Genomic DNA, 18,858 nt, shown 5'->3' with positions numbered 1-18,858 from the left:
TTGAATTATGGTGCAGTTCTTACGGTCCCACACTTTTTGATGCTCTCGTCTTCTTGAAGACTTGGACCTCACTACCCTGGCGCGGCTGGAACAGGTCGGCGACCTCGAAACTTACTACGAGGTGCAGATTCCGAACGAAGAAATTGCTGGGCTTGCCATCGTGCGCGATGTGGAAGGCTGCCTTTGTCGACGCCTCGCTCAAGCGGCCTGAAGCAGTCGGTCTGCCTAATCTTGCATCTCGTCTAAAACTCTCCTTTTACCCCATTTGCCCTTATTCTCATGCCCAAAATCATTTCGCCTCAAGTGGAATTCAGCAGCCTGCTGAGCCAGATGAAAGCCGTTACGCCCGAAGTATTTACGGCCGATGGCAACGGATTTCTGAACCTGATGGAAGGTCGCTGGCAGGAGCCCGGGGCCCCGCGTGAGTTTATTTCCCCCATTGATGGCACCCAACTCGGCTGGCTGCCTATGCTCGACCACGCCACCGCCTTGCGCGCCGTGCAAGCCGCCAAAAAAGAAGCCGCCGACTGGGCCCGCGTCGACCTCGATGAGCGCAAGCGCAAGGTGCAGGATTGCCTCGACCAGCTGCGCCAGCACGTGGTGAGGTGGTCTAGGGATGGCGGACAGAAGAAGGACGTATATTTCTTCTGTTATGGCAACCAAAACCAGCGGGTCGTCGCCCGACAAACGGCGTAAATACGACGAGGCGTTTAAGGCCGAGGCCCTGCGCCTGGCCGGCGAGAGCCGCAGCACGCAGGCGGCCGCCCGGCAGTTGGGCATCAGCCCCAAGCTGCTCTACCGCTGGCAGCAGGCGCAGCTCGTGGCCGAGGTGGGCAGCGAAGAAGTGGCCCGCGACCCGGAGGTCCGCGCCCTGCGCGCCCGTCTCAAACGGGCCGAGCAGGAGCTCGACATTTTAAAAAAAGCCTTGGTCATCTTCGGCCAACCGACCCGGTGAGCGCCTACCAGCACATTGCCCAGCGCGCTGCCCGAGTGCCCGTGCGCCAGCTCTGCCAGGTACTGCGCGTGGCCCCGGCCGCCTACTACGCCTGGCAGCGCCGCCGGCAGGTGCCGACGGTCGAACCGGTCTGGCAAGTAGCCGTGCGCGAGGCGTTTGCCTATCACAGCCAGCGCTACGGCACGCGCCGACTCCGCGCCGAAGTGCAGGCCCAGGGCCATGCGGTGGGCCGTTGGCGCATTCGCCGCGTGCTCAAAGCCTACGGCCTGCGCGCCCAGCAGCCCCGCTCGTTTGCGGCGGCGCGCACCACCGATTCCGACCCGGCGGTGCGCGCCGCGCCCAACCGCTTGCTGGGCCAGCCGGCCCCCACCGCCCCGAACCGGGTGTGGATCGGCGACATCACGTAACTGCCCCGCCAAGGCGGCGGCTGGCTGTATTTGGCCGTGTGGCTCGACCGCTGCTCGCGCAAAGTCGTGGGCTGGGACGTGCGCGAGACGATGCCCGAAGACCTGGTGAGCAAGGCCTGCGCCGTAGCTCGGCGTTGGTGGTCGTAGAATGCGTTTCGCGTCTTGCCAAACAGCCCACAGAGCGTACCCACGCCTACGTGCGGGTACTTCCAGCGCATTATTTCGACGGCTTGGCACCAGCCTTTTTTCGGATGTCAATCTTATAAGTTGCCTCTGCTTGGTCGATGAGCGTGTGCAGGGCTTCGATTTGCCACTGCGCCTGCCGCAGCTGTGCCGCCAGTGGGGTGCCGGCGTCGGCAGGCGGATCTGGCTCAGTCGTGAATCGCCCCGACTCGCTGGCTCGGTATGCGGCTACCCACTGGCGCAAGGTCTTTTTTAGGCGCAACTCGTATTTGAGCAGAGCCTTGTCTTCGCTCAGGCGGCCATCGAGTAACTCCCGGGCAATCTGCTGCTTCTGGGCGGCGGTGAATTGTTTACGGCGCATCTGCGCGTATACGGCGGTGCCGTAGCGCTTGAGCCACGCCAGCAGCGTCATGTGGCCCACACCGAACTGCTGCCGGACAGCCTGTTGCGACAAACCCGACTCGACCAACCGGACGGCTTCTTGGCGAACATAAATGGCATAATGATCATTTTTGCCCCTACGTGGGGCTTGTTCGAGTGCAGTCATACATCAGTTGGAGGATGTATAGCTATAGCCGGACGAGACATGCCGGGGTTGATCCAATAAGTGCATATGAGTTGCGCGGCCGAGAAAGCAGTATTGCTCAAATCAGCAACTATGTTACTTCGGTTACGGACAGAATAGGAGAATTAGCGAAACCAGAAGAGCAAGAGCAAACTACTCAGGAACTGAAGAAGCTATATCCTGTATTAGAGCAAGCTGCTATAGATAAATCGCTGGAGCGGGTCGACACTGTCTTACTTCGCATCGCAAAAAGGATTGACATTAAAACTCATCGACAAGCACAAGAAATCAAGCATCGCCGGCAATCCAGCTCGGCTGAACGCAAGAAGGACATGGAGAAATATATGCAGCAGATTATTCCATTGTTCGGTCAACAGTAACCTAATAAGCCCCAACGCGTCAGGCTTGTCGGCTAGGTAGCTATATTGGTTATCTGTATTTGCTCAATAAACGGCCGTACTATGCGTAATAGAATTTGGTACTTACTGGTAGAAACAAAGACGAATGAGTATTATTCTGTATCTGTCACGAAGTTCTATCAGGTATGCGAGTGGCTTACCAATACGTTTTTAGTGGTAGCAACCTCTGCTGGAGTTGCGGCCTGGGTGACGTGGCAGAAGCATCCCTTCCTGTGGATTGTGATCATCGGCGGCTCCCAACTTCTCACTTTGATAAAGCCTTTCTTAGGGTTTCCTAAGTATGTTAAAACATACAATGAGAAGTCAGTAGCCCTGCAAAATATTGCCTGCGACTTAGAGAACCTGTGGTATCAAATTGAGCGCAACAAGATAACGGAGGAAGAGGCCGAACGAGACTATAATTCGCTCAAGAAGCGGATAGTAGAAACGGACAGGTTTCCAGATGAAGTCATTGTATTTCAGCATACAAAAACCTTAATTAAGGCGGAAAACCGCGCGGAATCATTTTTAAGCAGACTATAAAGCATGGGAAAGCAACCTTCATCACCTACTTCGCCACCCGCCGGGCCTAGCCCCGATATCAGGTCTTTGCCGGGGCACCGGAATCCCCCGCCACCCCCGCCGCCACCACGGACTAAATAAGCGTAATACAATGGCAAAACAACCTACTTCGCCGCCGCCACCGTCACCCATCCCAGACACAAAGTCTTTGCCGGGACACCGAAACCCGCCACCACCACCACCAGGGCAGACTAAGTAAGCGTAATGGCAAAGCAACCAAAATCCACGCCGCCTTCCCGCAAAGGCAGCCAGCAATCCTCTACACTGCCAGGGCACCGGAACCCGCCGCCCCCGCCGCCGCCACGAGACAAAAAGTAAATGACCTGAGTAATAAAAGCCCCAACCTCACATAGAGGTCGGGGCTTTTTCTATAGGTAATAAAATAGTTACTTAAGCACTTGCAAGTGGGTAATGATTAAATTACCTTTGTCATATGAAAAGCAGCCAACTACTCCGAAAATTGAAAGCGGCCGGGTGGTTCGTTGTTCGACAAAACGGGAGCCACGTCATTATGCGACACCCTACGCTCCCTGGTACTTTAGTAGTCCCTAGCCACGGTAGCGCAGAAGTCGGCAAAGGACTTGCTTCCAAGATTCTCAAAGATGCTGGGCTAGCTTAGCTCAGCATCTTTTCCCCCATCAGTTCGCTGCAAGACCATCTCCGCCAGCCGGGCGACAACGGCAGACCGTACATGAAAACAATCGAAATTAGCGTAGAGCGTACCGACACGGGCTACTCTGCCTACACGCTGGATTATCCTGTTGCCACTGTTGGAGCAACATTATCCGAGCTTAAAACAAACATGGTGGAGGCATTGAACCTCTACTTTGAAGAAGTGAGCGGAAAGCCTGTTACGCTAGCGAACATTCGGGTAACGCTGGACTTACCGCAATTCTTTGAGTTCTACAAAGTGATTAATGCCACAGCTCTTTCCAAGCGTATTGGGATGAATCAAAGCTTGTTGGCTCAATACATTTCGGGCGGCAAAAAGCCTTCTGCTGAGCAGGTTAATCGAATTCTGGTTGGGGTGCGGGAAATTGGAAAAGAACTGGCAGAAATGGAGCTTGTGTAGGCAATACCTTGCGTTATAGGTGAAAAGCCCTTGTGGGGAGCGTCAGGTTTGTCGGCTAGGCAGCTACAGTGCGTGGAAATAGTAGACAGGTTTCCGAAATACCGGACACCTATTCCGAATAGTCGTACTACTTTCTAGCAAAACTCCCCCTAATTTTTCCGAAACATCGTATGTTTGTACTGTACAGGACATCCAGTATAGTCAGTGCATATGGCCTGAACACAAACGGCGGTCAACGCCCGAAAGCATTGACCGCTGCCACCCTTAGGAGTGTACGAGCCAGTGGCTAACCACGGCCCGAATGATTCCCCCTAGTGCTGCTTTGCACAGTTCTAGGGTTACGTGAAAGGCACTGGCCTCGCCAGCATCATTCACTTTTGCACGTTTACCCATTTTGGATCGGGAGTAAGGGTGCTAGATCCACCCACTTCCAGAAGCCCCTCGGCCTGAGGTGGTCTAGCTAAGCCGGACAGAAATGGGACGTTGTTTGAAGGTGGGTTTCGAAGTGGTTGGGTGAGCAGTATCCGAGGGCGGAGTGGCGGCGCTCGGCATTGTAGTAGGCGATATGGTGGCTGATTTCGAGCTTGGCCTCGGCTAGCCCGGGGAAGCTGCCGCCGTCGAGCAGCTCGGCTTTGAAGCGGCTCCAAAACGATTCGGCGTGGGCGTTGTCGTAGCAGTTGCCCCGCCGGCTCATGCTTTGCTGCGCGCCGTGTTGGGCGACCAGGGCTTTGAATCGCGTGGCCGTATACTGACTGCCCTGGTCGGAGTGCACGACGAGCCCGGCCGGCGGGCGTCGCACGACCAGGGCCCGGCGCAGCGCTTCGCTGACCAAGTCTTCGGGCATCGTCTCGCGCACGTCCCAGCCCACGATTTTGCGCGAGCAGCGGTCGAGCCACACGGCCAAGTACAGCCAGCCGCCGCCCTGGCGGGGTAAGTAGGTGATGTCACCCACCCAGACCCGGTCCGGGGCGGTGGGGGCCGGCTGGCCGAGCAAGCGGTTGGGCGCGGCACGCACGGCCGGGTCGGAATCGGTGGTGCGCGCCGCCGCAAACGAGCGGGGCTGTTGCGCGCGCAGGCCGTGGGCTTTGAGCACGCGACGGATACGCCAACGGCCGATCGCGTGGCCTTGGGCCTGCACTTCAGCCCGCAGCCGGCGGGTGCCGTAGCGCTGGCTATGGTGCGCAAACGCTTCGCGCACCGCAACTTGCCAGGCCGGCTCGGCAACGGGCTGCTGGCCCGCGCGCTGCCAAGCGTAATACGCGGCCGGGGCCACGCGCAGCACCTGGCAGAGCTGGCGCACGGGCACGTGGGCCTGGCGCTGGGCGATATGCTGGTAGGTGCTCACCGGGTCGGTTGGCCGAAGATGACCAAGGCTTTTTTTAAAATGTCGAGCTCCTGCTCGGCCCGTTTGAGACGGGCGCGCAGGGCGCGGACCTCCGGGTCGCGGGCCACTTCTTCGCTGCCCACCTCGGCCACGAGCTGCGCCTGCTGCCAGCGGTAGAGCAGCTTGGGGCTGATGCCCAACTGCCGGGCGGCCGCCTGCGTGCTGCGGCTCTCGCCGGCCAGGCGCAGGGCCTCGGCCTTAAACGCCTCGTCGTATTTACGCCGTTTGTCGGGCGACGACCCGCTGGTTTTGGTTGCCATAACAGAAGAAATATACGTCCTTCTTCTGTCCGCCATCCCTAGACCACCTCACGCCGTTGGTGGTGTAGGGGGTAAGAAACAGAATCCCGATGGCATCCAAGGGCAAGCGCATCTCGTCGTTATCTATCCAGCCCATACCCTCTTCTCCAACAGTGCCGCCGAGCGTAATCACTTCCACATATTTTCCCTGGTTGAGTACTGGTCGGCCTTTAAGCAGGGTATAGACCTCTATTTTGTTGGCCGTCAACATCATTTCGTGCTTGGGATCCCAAAACCCGCGCCTCTCCACCGTGCGGCCTTCCAACACAATAGCAGCTTTGTTGGCTAGTTGTAAGACGTGGGAACGACTTTGCGCCGCTACGATGATGTGTCCAGCACCCGGTTGTGCACAAGCAGAATACGTCGTAGCTAGCGCTAACCACAACCCGACGACGACAAGCAATAGCTTCTTAACCATGGAACAAGAAAGAGCCTGAGCATTCAGACAAAAGGTATACCACTATCAACACAAGAAGGCGGTGATAGTAAGCTACTTTATAGCTTCGAGAATGGCTGTAAAGTGGGCTGTCATGAGGTTTCTAACGTACCTTATGGTATGCAAGAAGCCCCCAAAAAACCGTCTTTTTGGGCCGAGGAAGGCCCCCAGTTTACGCGCTACAACGAGTTGAATACTTTTCTGCGCATGTCCAGCTTTGCGTGGCACGCGGAGCTGGCGTGCCGCAAATGGTTGGAGCGGTCCGAAGCCTTTCCGGGGGGGCTGAACACGCCGCGCACGACAGACTGGATGTCGCTGCTGAGCTACTTGAACCCGGTACTGGACGGGGGCCAGGAGTTCGGCATCTCGCCCGAGGATGCGCCGGACGTGGCCATCTTGCGGGCCTACCAGCTGCTGCTAACGGGCCTGACCCCGGAGCAGGCGGCGCAACAGATGGAAAATAACCCGTTGCCGGACACGCTAACGGACTTTCTCGTAGGTGGTTAAGCGCCCTTTCTCCCCCGTAGCCCAGCGCCCCGTGCCCATCGAATCCGTTTCCAGTGCCCTCACGGCCTTCCTGCAGCAACTTGACTCGCCCGCGTTCCAGGACGCGATGCGGGCGCAGCTGCGGGCCGAAGCCGCCGCCGCCAACACGTTCCTGAGCTACCGCGACGCGCAGGGCCGCTACGTGCACGAGTATCCCGCCACGGGGGAGGTGTACGAGGTATCACTGACCCAGCCCCGGACGCGCCGCCTGTTGCCCGCCCCCATTCAGCCCAAGCGCCCATGAATCTCCCCACCAAAGAACCGATTTCGGACAAGGCCGACGGTTCACGCACGGCGCATCTGCAGCCCGTCATTGACTTTCTGAAAGCCCAGGGCAACGAGCCGGCCACGGGCGACGCGTTCGAATACAACCGGGACGGGTTGGGCACCTATGGGTTTGCCCAGCCGCTCGATGTGGACTTGTTGCAGCAGCGTTTCGACTTCCCGCCCAGCATCCACCTTTCCAGCGCCGGCTTGCACGACAGCCGCAACTTTGTGCGCATCGCCCAGGACTTCGGCCCCCAGCCGGTGCGGCCCTTGTCATTCGAGTTCTAACCCTCTTTTTGCAAGTGCAAAAAGAGGGTTAGAACTGACAGAATGGGTAAAACTACGTAGTCAGAATTGCGGATTTTTGCTGAAAAATACGTCTTTTTTCGGGGCAGAAAAGCCGTTTTTTTGCCCCGAAAACGACGTTTTATAGGAAAAAAAACGCGCTATGAAGCCTTCTCTTTCTGCCTCTCTGCACCCGTCCGCTTCCCTGCTGGATACCGAGCACGGCCGGCAACGCCTCGTCACCGCCGCCTTGCGCATCGCGGAAGGCACCCGCTTAATGCCCAAGCAGTACGAACGAATGCTGCTCGACCAGTTTGTGCGGGGAAATTTGACGCTGGACGAGGTGATAGCCCATTTGGAGATGCAAGAGCACGAGTAAAACGGCCCCTGAAAAAGAGGCCACAAACCGGAAAAGTACCACAATCCGGAGGAAGGGGCGGTGGGGGTAAAAACCACCACTACTCCGAGGTGGCGGGTATAACTTGCATTATGTTAAGGGACAAAAACCAGGCGAGGGAAGGACTATTTGCACTTCCCCACTGCCCCCAAAATCCTGTTTTAACCAGGCCCGGGAAAGCAGCCCGTTACGAGTTTAAGAAACTCATCTACTTTGCCCGTTTCGTAAACGTTGAATCGTAGACGGGTTTCGTAAACTCGCCGGGCGCTGCAGCGGCCTGCTGGCACCTGGTGCGGGGCAGCTGTTAGCAGTTTAAGAAAGGGAGCGTTAAAGCCTGTTACCTTGAGAAAAGGTCTACTAGCATTAAGCTTAAGAACCCGCCGACCACCGCCAACACCAAATACTGCATGATGCGTTTAGACCGCTGGGCAAAGGCGGCTAAGGCAGGGTGGGTGTACAGGCTCGGGTAGTACTTGCGGTTAGGCGAAAAGCTGGCGTACCCCAAAAAAGAGGTGTACTCGTCCAGCAAGTCCACGTAATCTTTCTCCGTTAACTCGCGGCCCCGGCACAGGCCTAGGTGGTACAGCATCTGCCGGATGCGGTAGCGGTTGTATAGCACAAGGGCAAAAATGTGTAGGAACACAAACAATGATGCCGCAATGGACAGGGTCTCATGTAAGGGCATAAGCGCAAGGCAAGGAGCGGTAGCGAAGATAGTGGCTGCGTTCAGCAAAACGGTGGCGCAGGCAACCGAAGGTACAAACGCCGACCCGGCAAATGCAGCCCTGCCGAACACCTCCTTGATGAGTATTTCTCGTACGAGGAATGCCCAGCGTACCGGATTCGTAGTTGCGTGATTCACTTAAGGTTGGGCCAGCTTATGAAACTACTGCCCCTGCCCCTGCTCTTCTTGCTCACAGCCGCTTGCCAGAGCCCGCCCGACCGCCCCACGGAGCCCGCCGCCACTCCGGCCAGCTCCGCCCCAGTGCCTGATACCACGGCCCCCATGAGCCCTGCAACAAGCCCTGCAACACTAGCGCTAACTACCAACGCCCTTCAGCTGGTGCGGGCCGAAACGGGCTCCACCACAGAAATTCCCCTGGGCCGGCCATTCGAGCAACTAGTCCAGACCGTGACGGATGTGCTGGGGCAGCCGCCCGCCAGCGTGGGCGTGAACGGGGAGTGCGGCGCGGGCCCGCTTAAGATGGCCACCTGGGCCAGTGGCCTGACGCTAGCCTTTCAGGAGAAAGTGCGCGGCGAAGCGGCTCCTAGGCGGGAGTGGCAGTTTGTGGGCTGGTCGCTCAATCGCGGCCGGGGCGCGGGCCGTCCTCCCACGACCATGGCCGGCGTGGGCCTGGGCTCTACCCGGGCCGAAGTGGAAAGCGCTTATGTCATAACAGTGGTGGAATCGAGCTTGGGGTACGAGTTTTCGACCACCTCGGGCCTGTACGGGCTCTTCGACGGAGCGGGCCCGCAGGCCCGGGTATCGGCGCTGTGGAGCGGTACCAGCTGCGTGTTCCGCTAGGCAAGGGCAGTGGCGCCAGAGTCCGGTCTTCCGGTCGTTTCCAGGAGCTTGCTTGTTCCATTACTCCGCCCCTTTTTGCAGGAGGCACAGGGTAGGATGCGGCTGTAAACGGCGTTCCTGGCCACCATTACTTCCGGCGAAGCCAGGCCACAGCGACTCGCCGCGAAGTAGTCGTTTTCCCGGCTCGTCCCGCGGTTTGTGTACCACAAGCTCGGATTTGTGCAGGTCCGGCCCCCGGTCCCGGCCGGACCTTTGCAGGGCAACAAATCCACCTTACCCGCTCAACCACGAACGCGCATAAACAGCATGGAAAAAGTAGCCCTGGGCCGCCAGGGACTAGAAGTATCGGCTCAGAGCCTGGGCCTGATGGGCATGACGGGCTGCGATCAGCTGATCAGCTGGTGCTAGCCACCAAGTTCAGCTTCTGTGCCCAGCCCGGCAACCCCCACGCTGGGGGCAACGGCCGCAAGCACATCCATCAATCCATCAGGCGCTGGAGGGCTCCCTGAGGCGGCTCAACACCGACTACTTGGATATGATTGGCGGCACGTCTGGGGCACGGTAACGCCCGCCGAGGAGGTGCTCCAGAAGCTCGGTGACTTGGTGTGGGCCGGCAAAATCCGCTACTCCGGCTTCTCCGACATACCGGCCTGGTACGTGACCAAGGCCGCCGCGCTAGCCTGGGCCCACGTCGTGCGCGGCCCCATTGCCATGCAGCCCGAATACTCGCTGGTGGCCCGCCGCATCGAGCGCGAATACGTGCCAGCCGCTCAAGATTTGGGTCTGGGCATCATGCCCTGGAGCCCCCTGGCAGCCGGTTTTCTGGCCGGCAAGTACGAGAAGGCTGGAACAGGCGCGGCCAGCGTGCAGGGCTGGCGATAGCAACCGTCCGCGGCAACGGGCATGGTGTTCGTTAATTGAACGACTGCCGGAATTGCCGGGGCGAGAGGTTGGTTTTGGTTTTGAACAACTTGCTCAGCGACTGCGGGTGCTCAAATCCCAGCGCATAGGCTATTTCGCTCACGGTCAGGGTGGTGGTTGAGAGCTTCTCCTTGGCCTTTTCCAGCAGCTTGTCGTGGATGTGCTGCTGGGTGCTCTGGCCGGTGAGCACCTTGAGCAGGCCACTCAGGTAGTTGGGCGACACGTGCAACGCATCGGCCACGTACTGCACGCTGGGCAGCCCGTGCTGCGCCACGGTGTCGCCCGTGAAATAGTCGGCCAGCACGGCTTCCAACTGCTGCAACAGCTGGTGGTTGGTGATTTTGCGGGTGAGAAACTGCCGGTGGTAAAACCGTTCGGCGTAGGCGAGCAGCACCTCCAGCTGGGCAATGATGATGCGCTCACAGAACGCGTCCAGATTGGCGTGGTACTCCTGCTCGATGCCGCGCAGGAGGCCGGAAATCGTGGTTTCCTCCTTATCTGAAAGTAGCAAGGCCTCCTTCACCGAGTAGCCGAAGTAGTCGTAGTGCCGAATGGTTTTGGCCAGCGGCGTGTTCCACAGAAAATCGGGCTGAATGAGCAGCAGCCACCCCGAATGGGTCAATTCCTCGGCGTTATCTACTTCGATGCGGTACACCTGGCCGGGGGCAATAAACGTCATCAGGCCCTCGTCAAAATCATAGGGCTGCTGCCCATACTTCATCTTGACGTTGCAATTGCGCTTCAGGGCGATGGAGTAGAAGTCGATGGCCAGGCTAATGGAAGCGTCGCCGGGCAGGTGCTTGATGTCTTCGAAATTGACCACGCTGATGAGCGGGTGCGCCGGCTTGGGCAGCCCCATCAGCGCGTGGTAGGCACTTATCGTTTTCACTTGGTGCGGTTGGGGGCTGTACATCAGACAAGAGAAGAAAAGGGAATAGCGGCGTTCAGAGGCATCACGCGACGCGGACTTTCGACTATCTTTTTAGCCGGGCAGTCTAAACGCTCAGGTATCTTTGTTTCGAGGCAGTTCCACTTACGCTATGCTTTTGCCTCCGCCATTAGTATGACAACAACCCCCGCATCGTTATTGGCTACAGATGAGGTGGAGCGCTTGCGCACGCTGCGCTACTACGATATCCTGCATTCGTTGCACGAGCAGATTTTCGATGAATTTGTGCATCTGGCCGCTCGTATTTTCAGTTTGCCGATTTCCCTGATTGCGCTGGTAGACGAAGACCAGGTGGAATACAAAGCAAATCATGGCATGCCTGGCATGCGCGCCCAGCCCCGGGTGGAGGCGCTCTGCTCGGTTGCTATTCAGCAGAACAAGGCCGTAGTGGTGAAGGATGTGGCGGCAGAGATTCAACTTCCGATTACGGACGAAGCCAGGCAAGCCGCCCACCGCAACAACCTGCGCTTCTACGCCGGGGCGCCGTTGCGGATGCCTGATCAGCGCACCATCGGGACGCTGTGCGTGATTGACCGCAACCCGCGCTCGTTCAGTGCCGAGGAGCAGCACGTGCTGGATCAGCTGGCAGGCCTGGTGGCGCAGACGATTGCCGTGCGGCATTTCTGCCTGGTAACCACGGAGCTGGGGGAAGACTGCTGGAAAGACAACCAGCGACGCTTGATCGAGGAAGTGCACGCGCTGGTGGCTCTGGTGCGGTACGTGAATACGCGGTATGGGGCGCAGGTGCCAGTCTCGCATGATGTGCTGACGCCGGTCTCGCGCCGGATGAATGATCTGCGGGAGATTCTGCAGAACTACAGTCAGCAGTCCTAGCGGGCGGCTGGCCCCGCCGCGCCTTAAAGGGTCCCACATTGTGGCACAGACTCAGTAGCGGATGGTCAGGTTCAGGCTCTCGAACAACCGTCTTTTCTGCTGCCGGTGACGGTCGAAGGTCAGCGTGAGACTGTTCTGCGGGGCGGCCACAAACCGCAGTTGGGCCTGGCTGGCCAGCTGCTGCACCAACGCGTCGGACGCCTCGTAGCGGGCCAGCCCGAAGACGGCCTGCGTCAGCTCACCGAGTCCGTTCTGGTGGTCGGTCGGTTCGCCGGAAGCGGTTTTCTTGCCTGGGAAAGGCAGCCGAAACGTCCAGGGTAGACTTGGGTTGTGCGCGTGGGGCAGTACGTCGATGGCCAGCCCAGGGGGAAAATAAGTGGGCTGATACAGCGTAGCGGCCGCAAACACCGCGTCCGTAGCCGGCGTATTGACCAGGCACAGGCCGAAGCGGGAAGCATCGTTTTCGCGGTGGCGCGCCCGCTGCCAGAGCCCGGTCGGCCGCATGGCTTCGGCGGTAATTTCCGCATCGTTTTGCACCCAGAGAATCTCCAGAAAGAAATTCTCGAAGTAGAACTTTCGGTTGGCTGTCCCCTGGCCGGCGTGCACCCGGTTGCTGCCCTCGCGCAGGCCAAACGCCCGCAGTTCCTCGGCGGCGGCCTCGGGCGTGTCCGTAAGGATAAAGATGTGGTCGATTTCCATGTTTCCAGAACGATGAGTAGCGGATGGCTGCATTGGAGCAGGCAATGTACAGCTACTCTGTAACAGGTACTTCAGCTTTTCCGCCACAACCTGTGAGGCGCGATGCAACCACCGGCGAACCGCCGGAGCCAGTAACACTCCGACGGCCGCCAGCACCCTGAAAACGGAAGACAGGCCCGACGACCCAAGGGCCGCCGGACCATCTTGCTTCTCTAACCCGTTAGCTCTGCTGGTAGGCGGCGGCAAACTCCGGGGCGAAATCAGTCATCTTCACTTGGCCCATTACCGCGGGCTGGTGGCGGTAGTAGTCCTGGAACAAGGCCCCGCTGTGCACGCTGGCGTACATCTCCACCAGGTGGGTGGCTAGCAGGGGCGGCACGCCGTTGGTCTCCAGGCTCCTGTGCATCTGCTCGTTGGAAATGATTTCCCAGGCCAGGTCGGGCTTGCCGATGGCCGTGCCCAGGATGCCGGCTATTTCGCGGGCCGAACGCTCGTCGCTGGCCACGTAGCGCACGCGGTGGCCGGTGGCCGGCGTGGCCAGCTCGTCGGCGACGGCGGCGGCAATGTCCAGCGGCGATACCAGCACGATTTTATCGTCGCCGCCGTAGTTGGCCATTATCCGGCCCGTTGCTTTTATCAGCGCCACAAACCCCAGCAGGTTGTAGTAGAAATACGTGGGGCGCAGGTGGGTAAGGGTGACATCCGTCAGCTCATTGAGAATACCTTCCACGTAGTGCGAGCCCATAATCAGGCCCGTGCCGTGGGTTAGCTCCGCGCCCATGCTGCTCAGATTCACCACCCGCTTCACGCCGGCCTGCGCAATGGCCCGGGCGTAGTTGCCGCCAATCTGCCGGTAGTACGCGGGCATATCGGGTTGGGTGAAGTAGTTGGGCGGCACCATGCAGTACACGGCGTAGGCCCCGGTGAAGGAGGCAATCAGAAACGGCACGTCCTCCAGCGAGCCGATGGCAGCGGTAGCTCCCAGGGCCTCAATAGCCGGCTGTTTGCCGGGCTTGCTGCTGATGACCGTGACGGCGTGGCCCTGCTGCACCAGCTCCTTGATCAGGGGCTGGCTGATGTTTCCTAGTGAACCGGTTACAATAACTTTCATGGTTTTTGGTGGTTGAGTGATGAGGCAAAATTCCGCATCCGCTCGCCCCGCCACGTAGCCAAATCTACCGTTGTTGTAGCCAAAACCAGGGAGCGGGCCGACTCCCCGGTTTTACGTACCATCCTTACCAGGGCGTGGGGCCGTCGGGGCTGAAGAACTGCCCGCGCGGGCCGTCGGCGGGCAGCGTGGCATAGTGCACCAGCACGGCCGCCCCCTGCTCCACGGTTTGCGTGCCCTGGAAGCCGTTCAAATCGGTGGCCGTGAAGCCGGGGTTGACGGCATTGACTTGAATAGCCGAGTCGCGCAGCTCGTAGGCCAGGGCCACCGTCCAGGCATTCAGGGCCGTTTTGGAGGGGCCATAAGCGGCGCCCTTGAAGGCGTAATAAGGCCATTCGGGCTGCTGGTGCCGGGTCAGGGAGGCCAGGTCCGATGACACGTTCACGATGGCGGCCTCGGGGGCTTGGTGCAGCAGGGGCAGCAACGCCTGGGTGGTGCGGATGACCCCGTAAAAGTTGGTTTCCAAGACCGTGCGGATGGTTTCCAGCGCCACCGTGCTGGGCTGCTGCTCGCTGACCCCGCTGATGCCGGCATTATTCAGCAGCACATCCAGGTGCGGGGTATGGGCGCGCACGGCGGCGGCGGCGGCGCGCACCGAGTCGTCGCTGGTGACGTCAATTTCAATGACGGCCACCTGGTCCAGGCCTTCGGCCTCGAGCTGTTGCTGGGCGGCGAGGCCGTTGGCGTGGTTGCGCGAGCCCAGAAATACGAAGTAGCCGGCACGCAGCAGCTGGCGGGCCGTTTCGAAGCCGAGGCCCTTGTTGGCACCGGTGATGAGGACGTTTTTCATAGTGGGGAGACTGAAACGATGAGCCACAAAGGTCCCCCGCCCCGGCAGCCCCTTAGCCGGACAAGCGCCCGTTTTGCTGGTACATTTCGCGGGCGGCGGCCCGGTAGAGCACCGGCGTCTGGCCCGTGCTGCGCCGGAAAAACCGCCCGAAATACGACGGGTCCTCAAACCCGAGGGCAAAGGCCACTTCGGCCACGTTCAGCTCGGTATGGAACAGGTAGCGCTTGGCTTCCAGTGCCCGCCGCGCCTGAATCAGCGCCAGCGGCGTCTGGCCGCTCTGCTGCTTGATGCGCTCATTGAGGTGGCCGGCGCTCAGGTGCAGCAAAGCGGCATAGTCGGCCACCTGGTGCAGCGCGTGGTGATGGGTTTCGAGCAGGGCCGTGAAGCGCTCCAGCAGCGGCGGCTCAGGCGGGGCGGCGTCGCCGTACTGCGCCTGGTAGAGGCGGCTGAGGTAGATGAGGGCGGTTTTCAGGTCGGCCCGCAGCATGTCGGTGCGCCACGGGCGCTGCTGGTCGTGCTCGGCCTGGAGGCGGCCGAATACGTCCTCCAGAAAGACGATGTCGGTGGGTTGCAGGCGCAGCTCGTGGCCGTTGGCGGAGTTACTGAGCAACGGCAGCTGGGTGAGAGCCTCCAGGTCGGAGAGCCGCAAAAAATCGGGCGCGAAGGCCAGAGCCGTGCCGTCGAGCGGCTCTAGTGACTCTTTCAGGTGCACCTGCCGCGGCGTGGTGAAGTAGAACGTGTCGGGCTGCAGGGAGTAGGGGCGCATGTCCACCCAGTGGCGGCTACTGCCCCGCCGCACCAGCACCAGCAGGTAGTAGTCTTTGCGGTGCGGCACCAGGCAGTTCGAAAAGTCCAGCCCCCCGCCGGCCTCCCCGCCCCGGCTGATTTCCAGCAGGTCGGGCCGGGCCGGATTGCGGGGCTGCAATGGGTAAGTGGGAATCACGTCCGTGTTTTTCCAGGGAGCAGCCATGAGAGCAGGTTAATCAGAAAAGGATTTTGAAGCCAACCTCAGGCTACGGCGGGCGCGTGAATGGGGCTTAAAATCCGCAATAGCCAATAGCCCCACTCCCGGCCCGCCAGCGGGTCGAAGTAGGGCTATGGCGTAACGGAGCCGCACTTGTTACGGAATAAGCCGTGCAAACGGCGTAGGGTGCGGGGTTTATTCTAAAAACGGCAGCACCGCGTCGAGCACCAGCTGGGGCTGCTCCTCAAACATGTAGTGCCCGCTCGCGGTCAGGTCCACTAGCTGCGGGTTGTGGACCATGTGCGGCAGGCTAATCTTTAGGAAGTTATGCGCTACGTTGCTGCCGAGGCCAAGCACCGGCATCGTGAGCCGGGGAAACGTTTTGGCATCCTCGATGTCCTGGGCAAAGGCCTGGTACCAGGCATTCGAGGCGCGGATGTTCTCGGGCTGGTTGTAGACGGCCGCGTACACCGCCCGGTCAAAGGCCGTCATCTTGCTTTCGTCGCGCATCACGTAGGCAAAGAGGTGGTCGAGCAGGAAATGAAACCGACCGGCCAGCAGCTGCTCGGGCAGCTCCTTCACCTGGTTGAAGGCCATCCACCACGCATAGGGGTACTGGCCGCTCATTTTGGGGCCAAACGAGCTGGCGGCGGGCAGCAGCGGCATCTGCATCATGCCCTCGCTGGGGTGCGAGCCGTCGGCCAGCATCAGCTTTTCGGTGGCCTCGGGGTAGTGCGCCGCGAAGCTGGTGGCCACCATGCCGCCGATGTCGTGCCCCAGCAGCGAGGCGCTGGCCAGGCCCAGGTGCTGCATCAGCGCGTAAATATCCTGGGCCATGGTCTTCTTGTCGTAGCCGGAGGCGGGCTTGTCGGAGGTGCCCATGCCGCGAATATCCACGATGATAACCCGGTGCTGCCCAGCCAGCTGCGCCGCAATAGGATGGTACGAGTACCAGGTCTGGGGCCAGCCGGGCAGGCAAATAACAGCCGGGCCACGGCCCCCCTCCACGTAGTGCAGCCGCACGCCATTGACGGTGGCGTAATGGTTGGTGAAGCCGGGCAAGCGCTTAATCAACTCCTCATCGGCATACGGGCCCAGCACATCGGCATCGGTAGCAACAGCGGTAGTAGCATCGGCGGCCGCAGCCGCATTTTCCGGGGCGGTTTTCACGCCGCGGAGTACCTGCTCCACGCTGGTCCAAGTTAGGTCGGGGTAGCGGGCGTTGTCGAGCGGGGTGTTCTGCACGCTGAACATACTGAGCATGTACTGCATCTGCTGCCAGTCGGCGTAGAGCTGTTGCTCGCCGGCCGGGTTGGCGGCGCGGGCCTGCTGAATGTGGCCGGCCAGGTCGGCGCGGGAGCCCAGCCGGACCACGGGGAAAGCGCCTTTGCCGGCCGCTTCGGCGGCCGGCGCCAGCTCGCGGGGGCTGTGCTGGAAGCTAGCAATGCGCAGGTAGCGGGGCGGGGCCGCGTCCAGGGCAGCGGCGGCGGTGAAGGCGGCCGTATCGTCCATGGTCGTGAAGTCGATGCGCCAGTTGGCATCGTCCCAGTAGCCCACCTGCTGCTGCTTGAAATCAAGCAGGGGAATACCGTAGGTCAGCACTTCGGCAAACGCGCCGTTGAGAATGGACGTGGCCGCGAGCGGGGCCTGGTCGAGGCGGGCCTGAAACTCGCGGCGCAAATCGAAGTTGCGGTTCGCGCCCGGCTCCTGCTGGGTATAGTCGCTGGAAAAGTCCGACGGGATAAAGCGGGGCACGCCGGCCGCCACTGCCGCCGCCAGCAGCACCGACTGGCCGTCCACAATCACGTCGCGCAGCCCCGCCAAGGCGGAAACCACGCAGCTTACGCCTTCGCAGGCCTCGGTCAGAGCCGCCACATCGGTCATGTCCACCCGGCGCACGTCCACGCCTTGGCGGGTCAGCTCGTCTACTTTGACTTGGTCGGCTTCGGCCCGAACCACAGCCCGGACGGAGGCCCCGCGCTGGCGCAGCGCCGTTATAATGCGGCCGCCGAGGTTGCCGGTGCCGCCAGCCACTAAAATGATAGTTTTCATGGGGAGTTGTTGAGGAATCGGGGGAGCAGCAGTAGAGCTGCCTTGGCCCGTCACAAAGGTCCCCTGAGGCCACCCGTCAGCCCGACGAATTCTTGCCCTCTTCTTCCAGATTCCTGCTGTTTTGACTTCCCGCAACGGCGCGGGCTAGGCGCGCTGGAAGTCGCGCGGGCTCACCCCCACCGCCCGCTTGAAAGCCACCGAAAAGTGGGCGGGCGAGGCAAAGCCCAGCGCGTCGCTGATGGCGGCCACCGGCAGCTCCCCGGCCCGCAGCAGCTCCCGGGCCCGCTCGATGCGCCAGCGAATGACATATTGGTAAGGCGAGCTGCCGGTGGTCTTCTTAAAGCGGCGGGCGAAGTGAAACACGCTCAGGTTGGCCAGCCCGGCCAGCACTTCCAGCGTCACGGCCTGCTCCACGGACGCCTCCAGGTAGGCATCAATGCGGGCCATCACCGGCTCGGGCAGCCGGGCCTCGGGCCCGGCCACGCGCCGCTCGTAGGTAGCGTGGTGTTCGATGAGGTGGTAGCTCAGGGCGTTGGAAAGCGACTCGACGTAGAGCAGCCCCAGCGCGTGCTCGCGGCCGGCGGCGGTCAGCAGCTGTTGGCCCAGCTGGGTCAGCAGCCCATCCTGCAGGCGAAACCGGTCGTGCAGAGCAAAGTAGCGCAGGTCCAAGCCCTGGCGGGCCAGGGTTTCCAGCTGCTGGGCATCGAGATGCACGTGGATGACATCGGCCGGGCCGTCCCAGGCCAAGGGCCCGTATTCGCCGCCGGGGTAAAGGCCCGCGTCGCCGAAACGGAACTGGTCTTGCTCGGTGCGGCTGCCGCTGCGGCGGCTCGACACCACGGGCTGGCTGCCCTGGTGGATGACGAGCAGGTGCTGGGCGTGAAAGTGCGCCGGCAGCGCCATGGCCTCCAGCTGGAAGCGCTCCACCCGCAGGCCGGGCCAGGCCTGCGCAGCACTGGTTTGCAGCGCCGGCCGGCCATACGTCTCGGAGTGGTAGGTGTATTTCGGGGCTTCGGGCATCAACGGGTAACTCTAGCCAGTACAAAAAGTTCGACTCCAAGGGCGGTATTCGGCCTGGCCCCCGCCGCCGGGTCGGTTCCGCAATTTGTGGCATACAAACCGGAATTCGTATAGCACGCCCCCTGCCGGGCCGCCGAACTTTGCCCCTATCAAGCTGCTG

General features: G+C 60.7%; 27 protein-coding genes. 15 read left to right on the top strand and 12 right to left on the bottom strand.

Annotated elements, in window-relative coordinates:
• Positions 1 to 61 precede the first annotated feature (61 nt).
• The 4 genes from H8B14_RS18800 (at position 62) to H8B14_RS18785 (ending at position 1,362) form a co-directional block, all read left to right on the top strand.
• Positions 62 to 211, top strand: a complete 150-nt coding sequence (locus H8B14_RS18800) for a hypothetical protein (protein WP_187317215.1) — start codon at positions 62 to 64, stop codon at positions 209 to 211.
• Between the two features lie 68 nt (positions 212 to 279).
• On the top strand, positions 280 to 696 hold the full coding sequence (locus tag H8B14_RS18795; RefSeq protein ID WP_187317214.1) for an aldehyde dehydrogenase family protein: 417 nt from the start codon (positions 280 to 282) through the stop codon (positions 694 to 696).
• The gene (locus H8B14_RS18790) at positions 653 to 955 is read left to right on the top strand and encodes a transposase (protein ID WP_187317206.1); all 303 of its coding nucleotides are present in this window, start codon (positions 653 to 655) and stop codon (positions 953 to 955) included. Before H8B14_RS18795 ends, H8B14_RS18790 begins: the two co-directional genes overlap by 44 nt.
• Entirely contained in the window at positions 952 to 1,362 is a 411-nt protein-coding gene (locus H8B14_RS18785; protein ID WP_187317213.1) for an IS3 family transposase, read from the top strand. The genes H8B14_RS18790 and H8B14_RS18785 overlap by 4 nt, the downstream gene beginning before the upstream one ends.
• A gap of 217 nt (positions 1,363 to 1,579) precedes the next feature.
• Here H8B14_RS18785 and H8B14_RS18780 read toward each other — a convergent pair whose 3' ends face one another.
• Positions 1,580 to 2,092, bottom strand: a complete 513-nt coding sequence (locus tag H8B14_RS18780) for an IS630 transposase-related protein (RefSeq protein ID WP_187317212.1) — start codon at positions 2,090 to 2,092, stop codon at positions 1,580 to 1,582.
• A 14-nt stretch (positions 2,093 to 2,106) separates the two neighbouring features.
• On the opposite strand from H8B14_RS18780, the gene H8B14_RS18775 reads away from it, so the two are divergent.
• The 4 genes from H8B14_RS18775 to H8B14_RS18760 all read left to right on the top strand — a co-directional run bounded on the left by H8B14_RS18775 (position 2,107) and on the right by H8B14_RS18760 (position 4,162).
• The gene (locus H8B14_RS18775; RefSeq protein WP_187317211.1) at positions 2,107 to 2,490 is read left to right on the top strand and encodes a hypothetical protein; all 384 of its coding nucleotides are present in this window, start codon (positions 2,107 to 2,109) and stop codon (positions 2,488 to 2,490) included.
• Between the two features lie 81 nt (positions 2,491 to 2,571).
• A complete protein-coding gene (locus tag H8B14_RS18770; RefSeq protein WP_187317210.1) occupies positions 2,572 to 3,051 on the top strand; it encodes a hypothetical protein in 480 nt (159 codons plus the stop codon).
• A gap of 472 nt (positions 3,052 to 3,523) precedes the next feature.
• Positions 3,524 to 3,709: a type II toxin-antitoxin system HicA family toxin gene (locus tag H8B14_RS18765; RefSeq protein WP_187317209.1), complete on the top strand. Its 186-nt coding sequence runs from the start codon at positions 3,524 to 3,526 to the stop codon at positions 3,707 to 3,709.
• A 72-nt stretch (positions 3,710 to 3,781) separates the two neighbouring features.
• Complete coding sequence (locus H8B14_RS18760) at positions 3,782 to 4,162, top strand: type II toxin-antitoxin system HicB family antitoxin (RefSeq protein WP_187317208.1); 381 nt, start codon at positions 3,782 to 3,784, stop codon at positions 4,160 to 4,162.
• Positions 4,163 to 4,622: 460 nt separating this feature from the next.
• On the opposite strand, the gene H8B14_RS18755 is transcribed toward H8B14_RS18760, so the two are convergent.
• From H8B14_RS18755 to H8B14_RS18745, 3 genes are read right to left on the bottom strand one after another with little or no spacing between them, the layout of a single operon-like run.
• A complete protein-coding gene (locus H8B14_RS18755) occupies positions 4,623 to 5,507 on the bottom strand; it encodes an IS3 family transposase (protein WP_187317207.1) in 885 nt (294 codons plus the stop codon).
• The gene (locus H8B14_RS18750) at positions 5,504 to 5,806 is read right to left on the bottom strand and encodes a transposase (RefSeq protein WP_187317206.1); all 303 of its coding nucleotides are present in this window, start codon (positions 5,804 to 5,806) and stop codon (positions 5,504 to 5,506) included. Before H8B14_RS18750 ends, H8B14_RS18755 begins: the two co-directional genes overlap by 4 nt.
• On the bottom strand, positions 5,763 to 6,263 hold the full coding sequence (locus tag H8B14_RS18745; protein WP_187317205.1) for a hypothetical protein: 501 nt from the start codon (positions 6,261 to 6,263) through the stop codon (positions 5,763 to 5,765). Before H8B14_RS18745 ends, H8B14_RS18750 begins: the two co-directional genes overlap by 44 nt.
• 138 nt (positions 6,264 to 6,401) lie before the next feature.
• On the opposite strand from H8B14_RS18745, the gene H8B14_RS18740 reads away from it, so the two are divergent.
• The 4 genes from H8B14_RS18740 (at position 6,402) to H8B14_RS18725 (ending at position 7,758) form a co-directional block, all read left to right on the top strand.
• Positions 6,402 to 6,788: a hypothetical protein gene (locus H8B14_RS18740; protein WP_187317204.1), complete on the top strand. Its 387-nt coding sequence runs from the start codon at positions 6,402 to 6,404 to the stop codon at positions 6,786 to 6,788.
• A 31-nt stretch (positions 6,789 to 6,819) separates the two neighbouring features.
• Positions 6,820 to 7,071, top strand: coding sequence for a hypothetical protein (locus tag H8B14_RS18735; RefSeq protein ID WP_187317203.1), 252 nt, complete (start codon positions 6,820 to 6,822; stop codon positions 7,069 to 7,071).
• Positions 7,068 to 7,382: a hypothetical protein gene (locus tag H8B14_RS18730; RefSeq protein WP_187317202.1), complete on the top strand. Its 315-nt coding sequence runs from the start codon at positions 7,068 to 7,070 to the stop codon at positions 7,380 to 7,382. Before H8B14_RS18735 ends, H8B14_RS18730 begins: the two co-directional genes overlap by 4 nt.
• 160 nt (positions 7,383 to 7,542) lie before the next feature.
• Entirely contained in the window at positions 7,543 to 7,758 is a 216-nt protein-coding gene (locus H8B14_RS18725; protein ID WP_187317201.1) for a hypothetical protein, read from the top strand.
• 355 nt (positions 7,759 to 8,113) lie between these two features.
• Here the strand turns inward: H8B14_RS18725 and H8B14_RS18720 are convergent, their stop codons facing one another.
• Positions 8,114 to 8,638 carry a hypothetical protein gene (locus tag H8B14_RS18720; protein ID WP_187317200.1) on the bottom strand — a complete coding sequence of 175 codons (525 nt, stop codon included), beginning with the start codon at positions 8,636 to 8,638 and terminating at the stop codon, positions 8,114 to 8,116.
• 18 nt (positions 8,639 to 8,656) lie between these two features.
• Between H8B14_RS18720 and H8B14_RS18715 the strand changes: the two genes are divergently transcribed.
• Both H8B14_RS18715 and H8B14_RS20945 read left to right on the top strand, forming a co-directional pair.
• Positions 8,657 to 9,301 carry a hypothetical protein gene (locus tag H8B14_RS18715; RefSeq protein WP_187317199.1) on the top strand — a complete coding sequence of 215 codons (645 nt, stop codon included), beginning with the start codon at positions 8,657 to 8,659 and terminating at the stop codon, positions 9,299 to 9,301.
• Positions 9,302 to 9,727: 426 nt separating this feature from the next.
• Entirely contained in the window at positions 9,728 to 10,183 is a 456-nt protein-coding gene (locus H8B14_RS20945; RefSeq protein WP_315984852.1) for an aldo/keto reductase, read from the top strand.
• 31 nt (positions 10,184 to 10,214) lie between these two features.
• On the opposite strand, the gene H8B14_RS18705 is transcribed toward H8B14_RS20945, so the two are convergent.
• The gene (locus H8B14_RS18705) at positions 10,215 to 11,135 is read right to left on the bottom strand and encodes a helix-turn-helix domain-containing protein (protein ID WP_187317198.1); all 921 of its coding nucleotides are present in this window, start codon (positions 11,133 to 11,135) and stop codon (positions 10,215 to 10,217) included.
• Between the two features lie 150 nt (positions 11,136 to 11,285).
• Between H8B14_RS18705 and H8B14_RS18700 the strand changes: the two genes are divergently transcribed.
• Positions 11,286 to 12,005: a GAF domain-containing protein gene (locus tag H8B14_RS18700; protein ID WP_187317197.1), complete on the top strand. Its 720-nt coding sequence runs from the start codon at positions 11,286 to 11,288 to the stop codon at positions 12,003 to 12,005.
• Positions 12,006 to 12,056: 51 nt separating this feature from the next.
• Here H8B14_RS18700 and H8B14_RS18695 read toward each other — a convergent pair whose 3' ends face one another.
• From H8B14_RS18695 to H8B14_RS18670, 6 genes are all read right to left on the bottom strand, one after another.
• Positions 12,057 to 12,704: a VOC family protein gene (locus H8B14_RS18695; protein ID WP_187317196.1), complete on the bottom strand. Its 648-nt coding sequence runs from the start codon at positions 12,702 to 12,704 to the stop codon at positions 12,057 to 12,059.
• A gap of 220 nt (positions 12,705 to 12,924) precedes the next feature.
• On the bottom strand, positions 12,925 to 13,815 hold the full coding sequence (locus H8B14_RS18690; RefSeq protein ID WP_187317195.1) for an NmrA family NAD(P)-binding protein: 891 nt from the start codon (positions 13,813 to 13,815) through the stop codon (positions 12,925 to 12,927).
• 124 nt (positions 13,816 to 13,939) lie between these two features.
• Positions 13,940 to 14,662, bottom strand: coding sequence for an SDR family oxidoreductase (locus H8B14_RS18685; protein ID WP_187317194.1), 723 nt, complete (start codon positions 14,660 to 14,662; stop codon positions 13,940 to 13,942).
• A 52-nt stretch (positions 14,663 to 14,714) separates the two neighbouring features.
• A complete protein-coding gene (locus tag H8B14_RS18680; RefSeq protein ID WP_187317193.1) occupies positions 14,715 to 15,632 on the bottom strand; it encodes an AraC family transcriptional regulator in 918 nt (305 codons plus the stop codon).
• A gap of 189 nt (positions 15,633 to 15,821) precedes the next feature.
• Positions 15,822 to 17,678, bottom strand: a complete 1,857-nt coding sequence (locus H8B14_RS21205; RefSeq protein ID WP_261990092.1) for an alpha/beta fold hydrolase — start codon at positions 17,676 to 17,678, stop codon at positions 15,822 to 15,824.
• A 144-nt stretch (positions 17,679 to 17,822) separates the two neighbouring features.
• A complete protein-coding gene (locus H8B14_RS18670) occupies positions 17,823 to 18,698 on the bottom strand; it encodes a helix-turn-helix transcriptional regulator (RefSeq protein ID WP_187317192.1) in 876 nt (291 codons plus the stop codon).
• Positions 18,699 to 18,858: the final 160 nt, after the last annotated feature.

This window comes from Hymenobacter puniceus (genome assembly GCF_014333525.1).
In the GTDB taxonomy this organism is placed as follows: Bacteria; Bacteroidota; Bacteroidia; order Cytophagales; family Hymenobacteraceae; genus Hymenobacter.
Note: the sequence above shows the minus strand (reverse complement) of the source record. Positions and strands in the feature narration are given on the sequence as shown.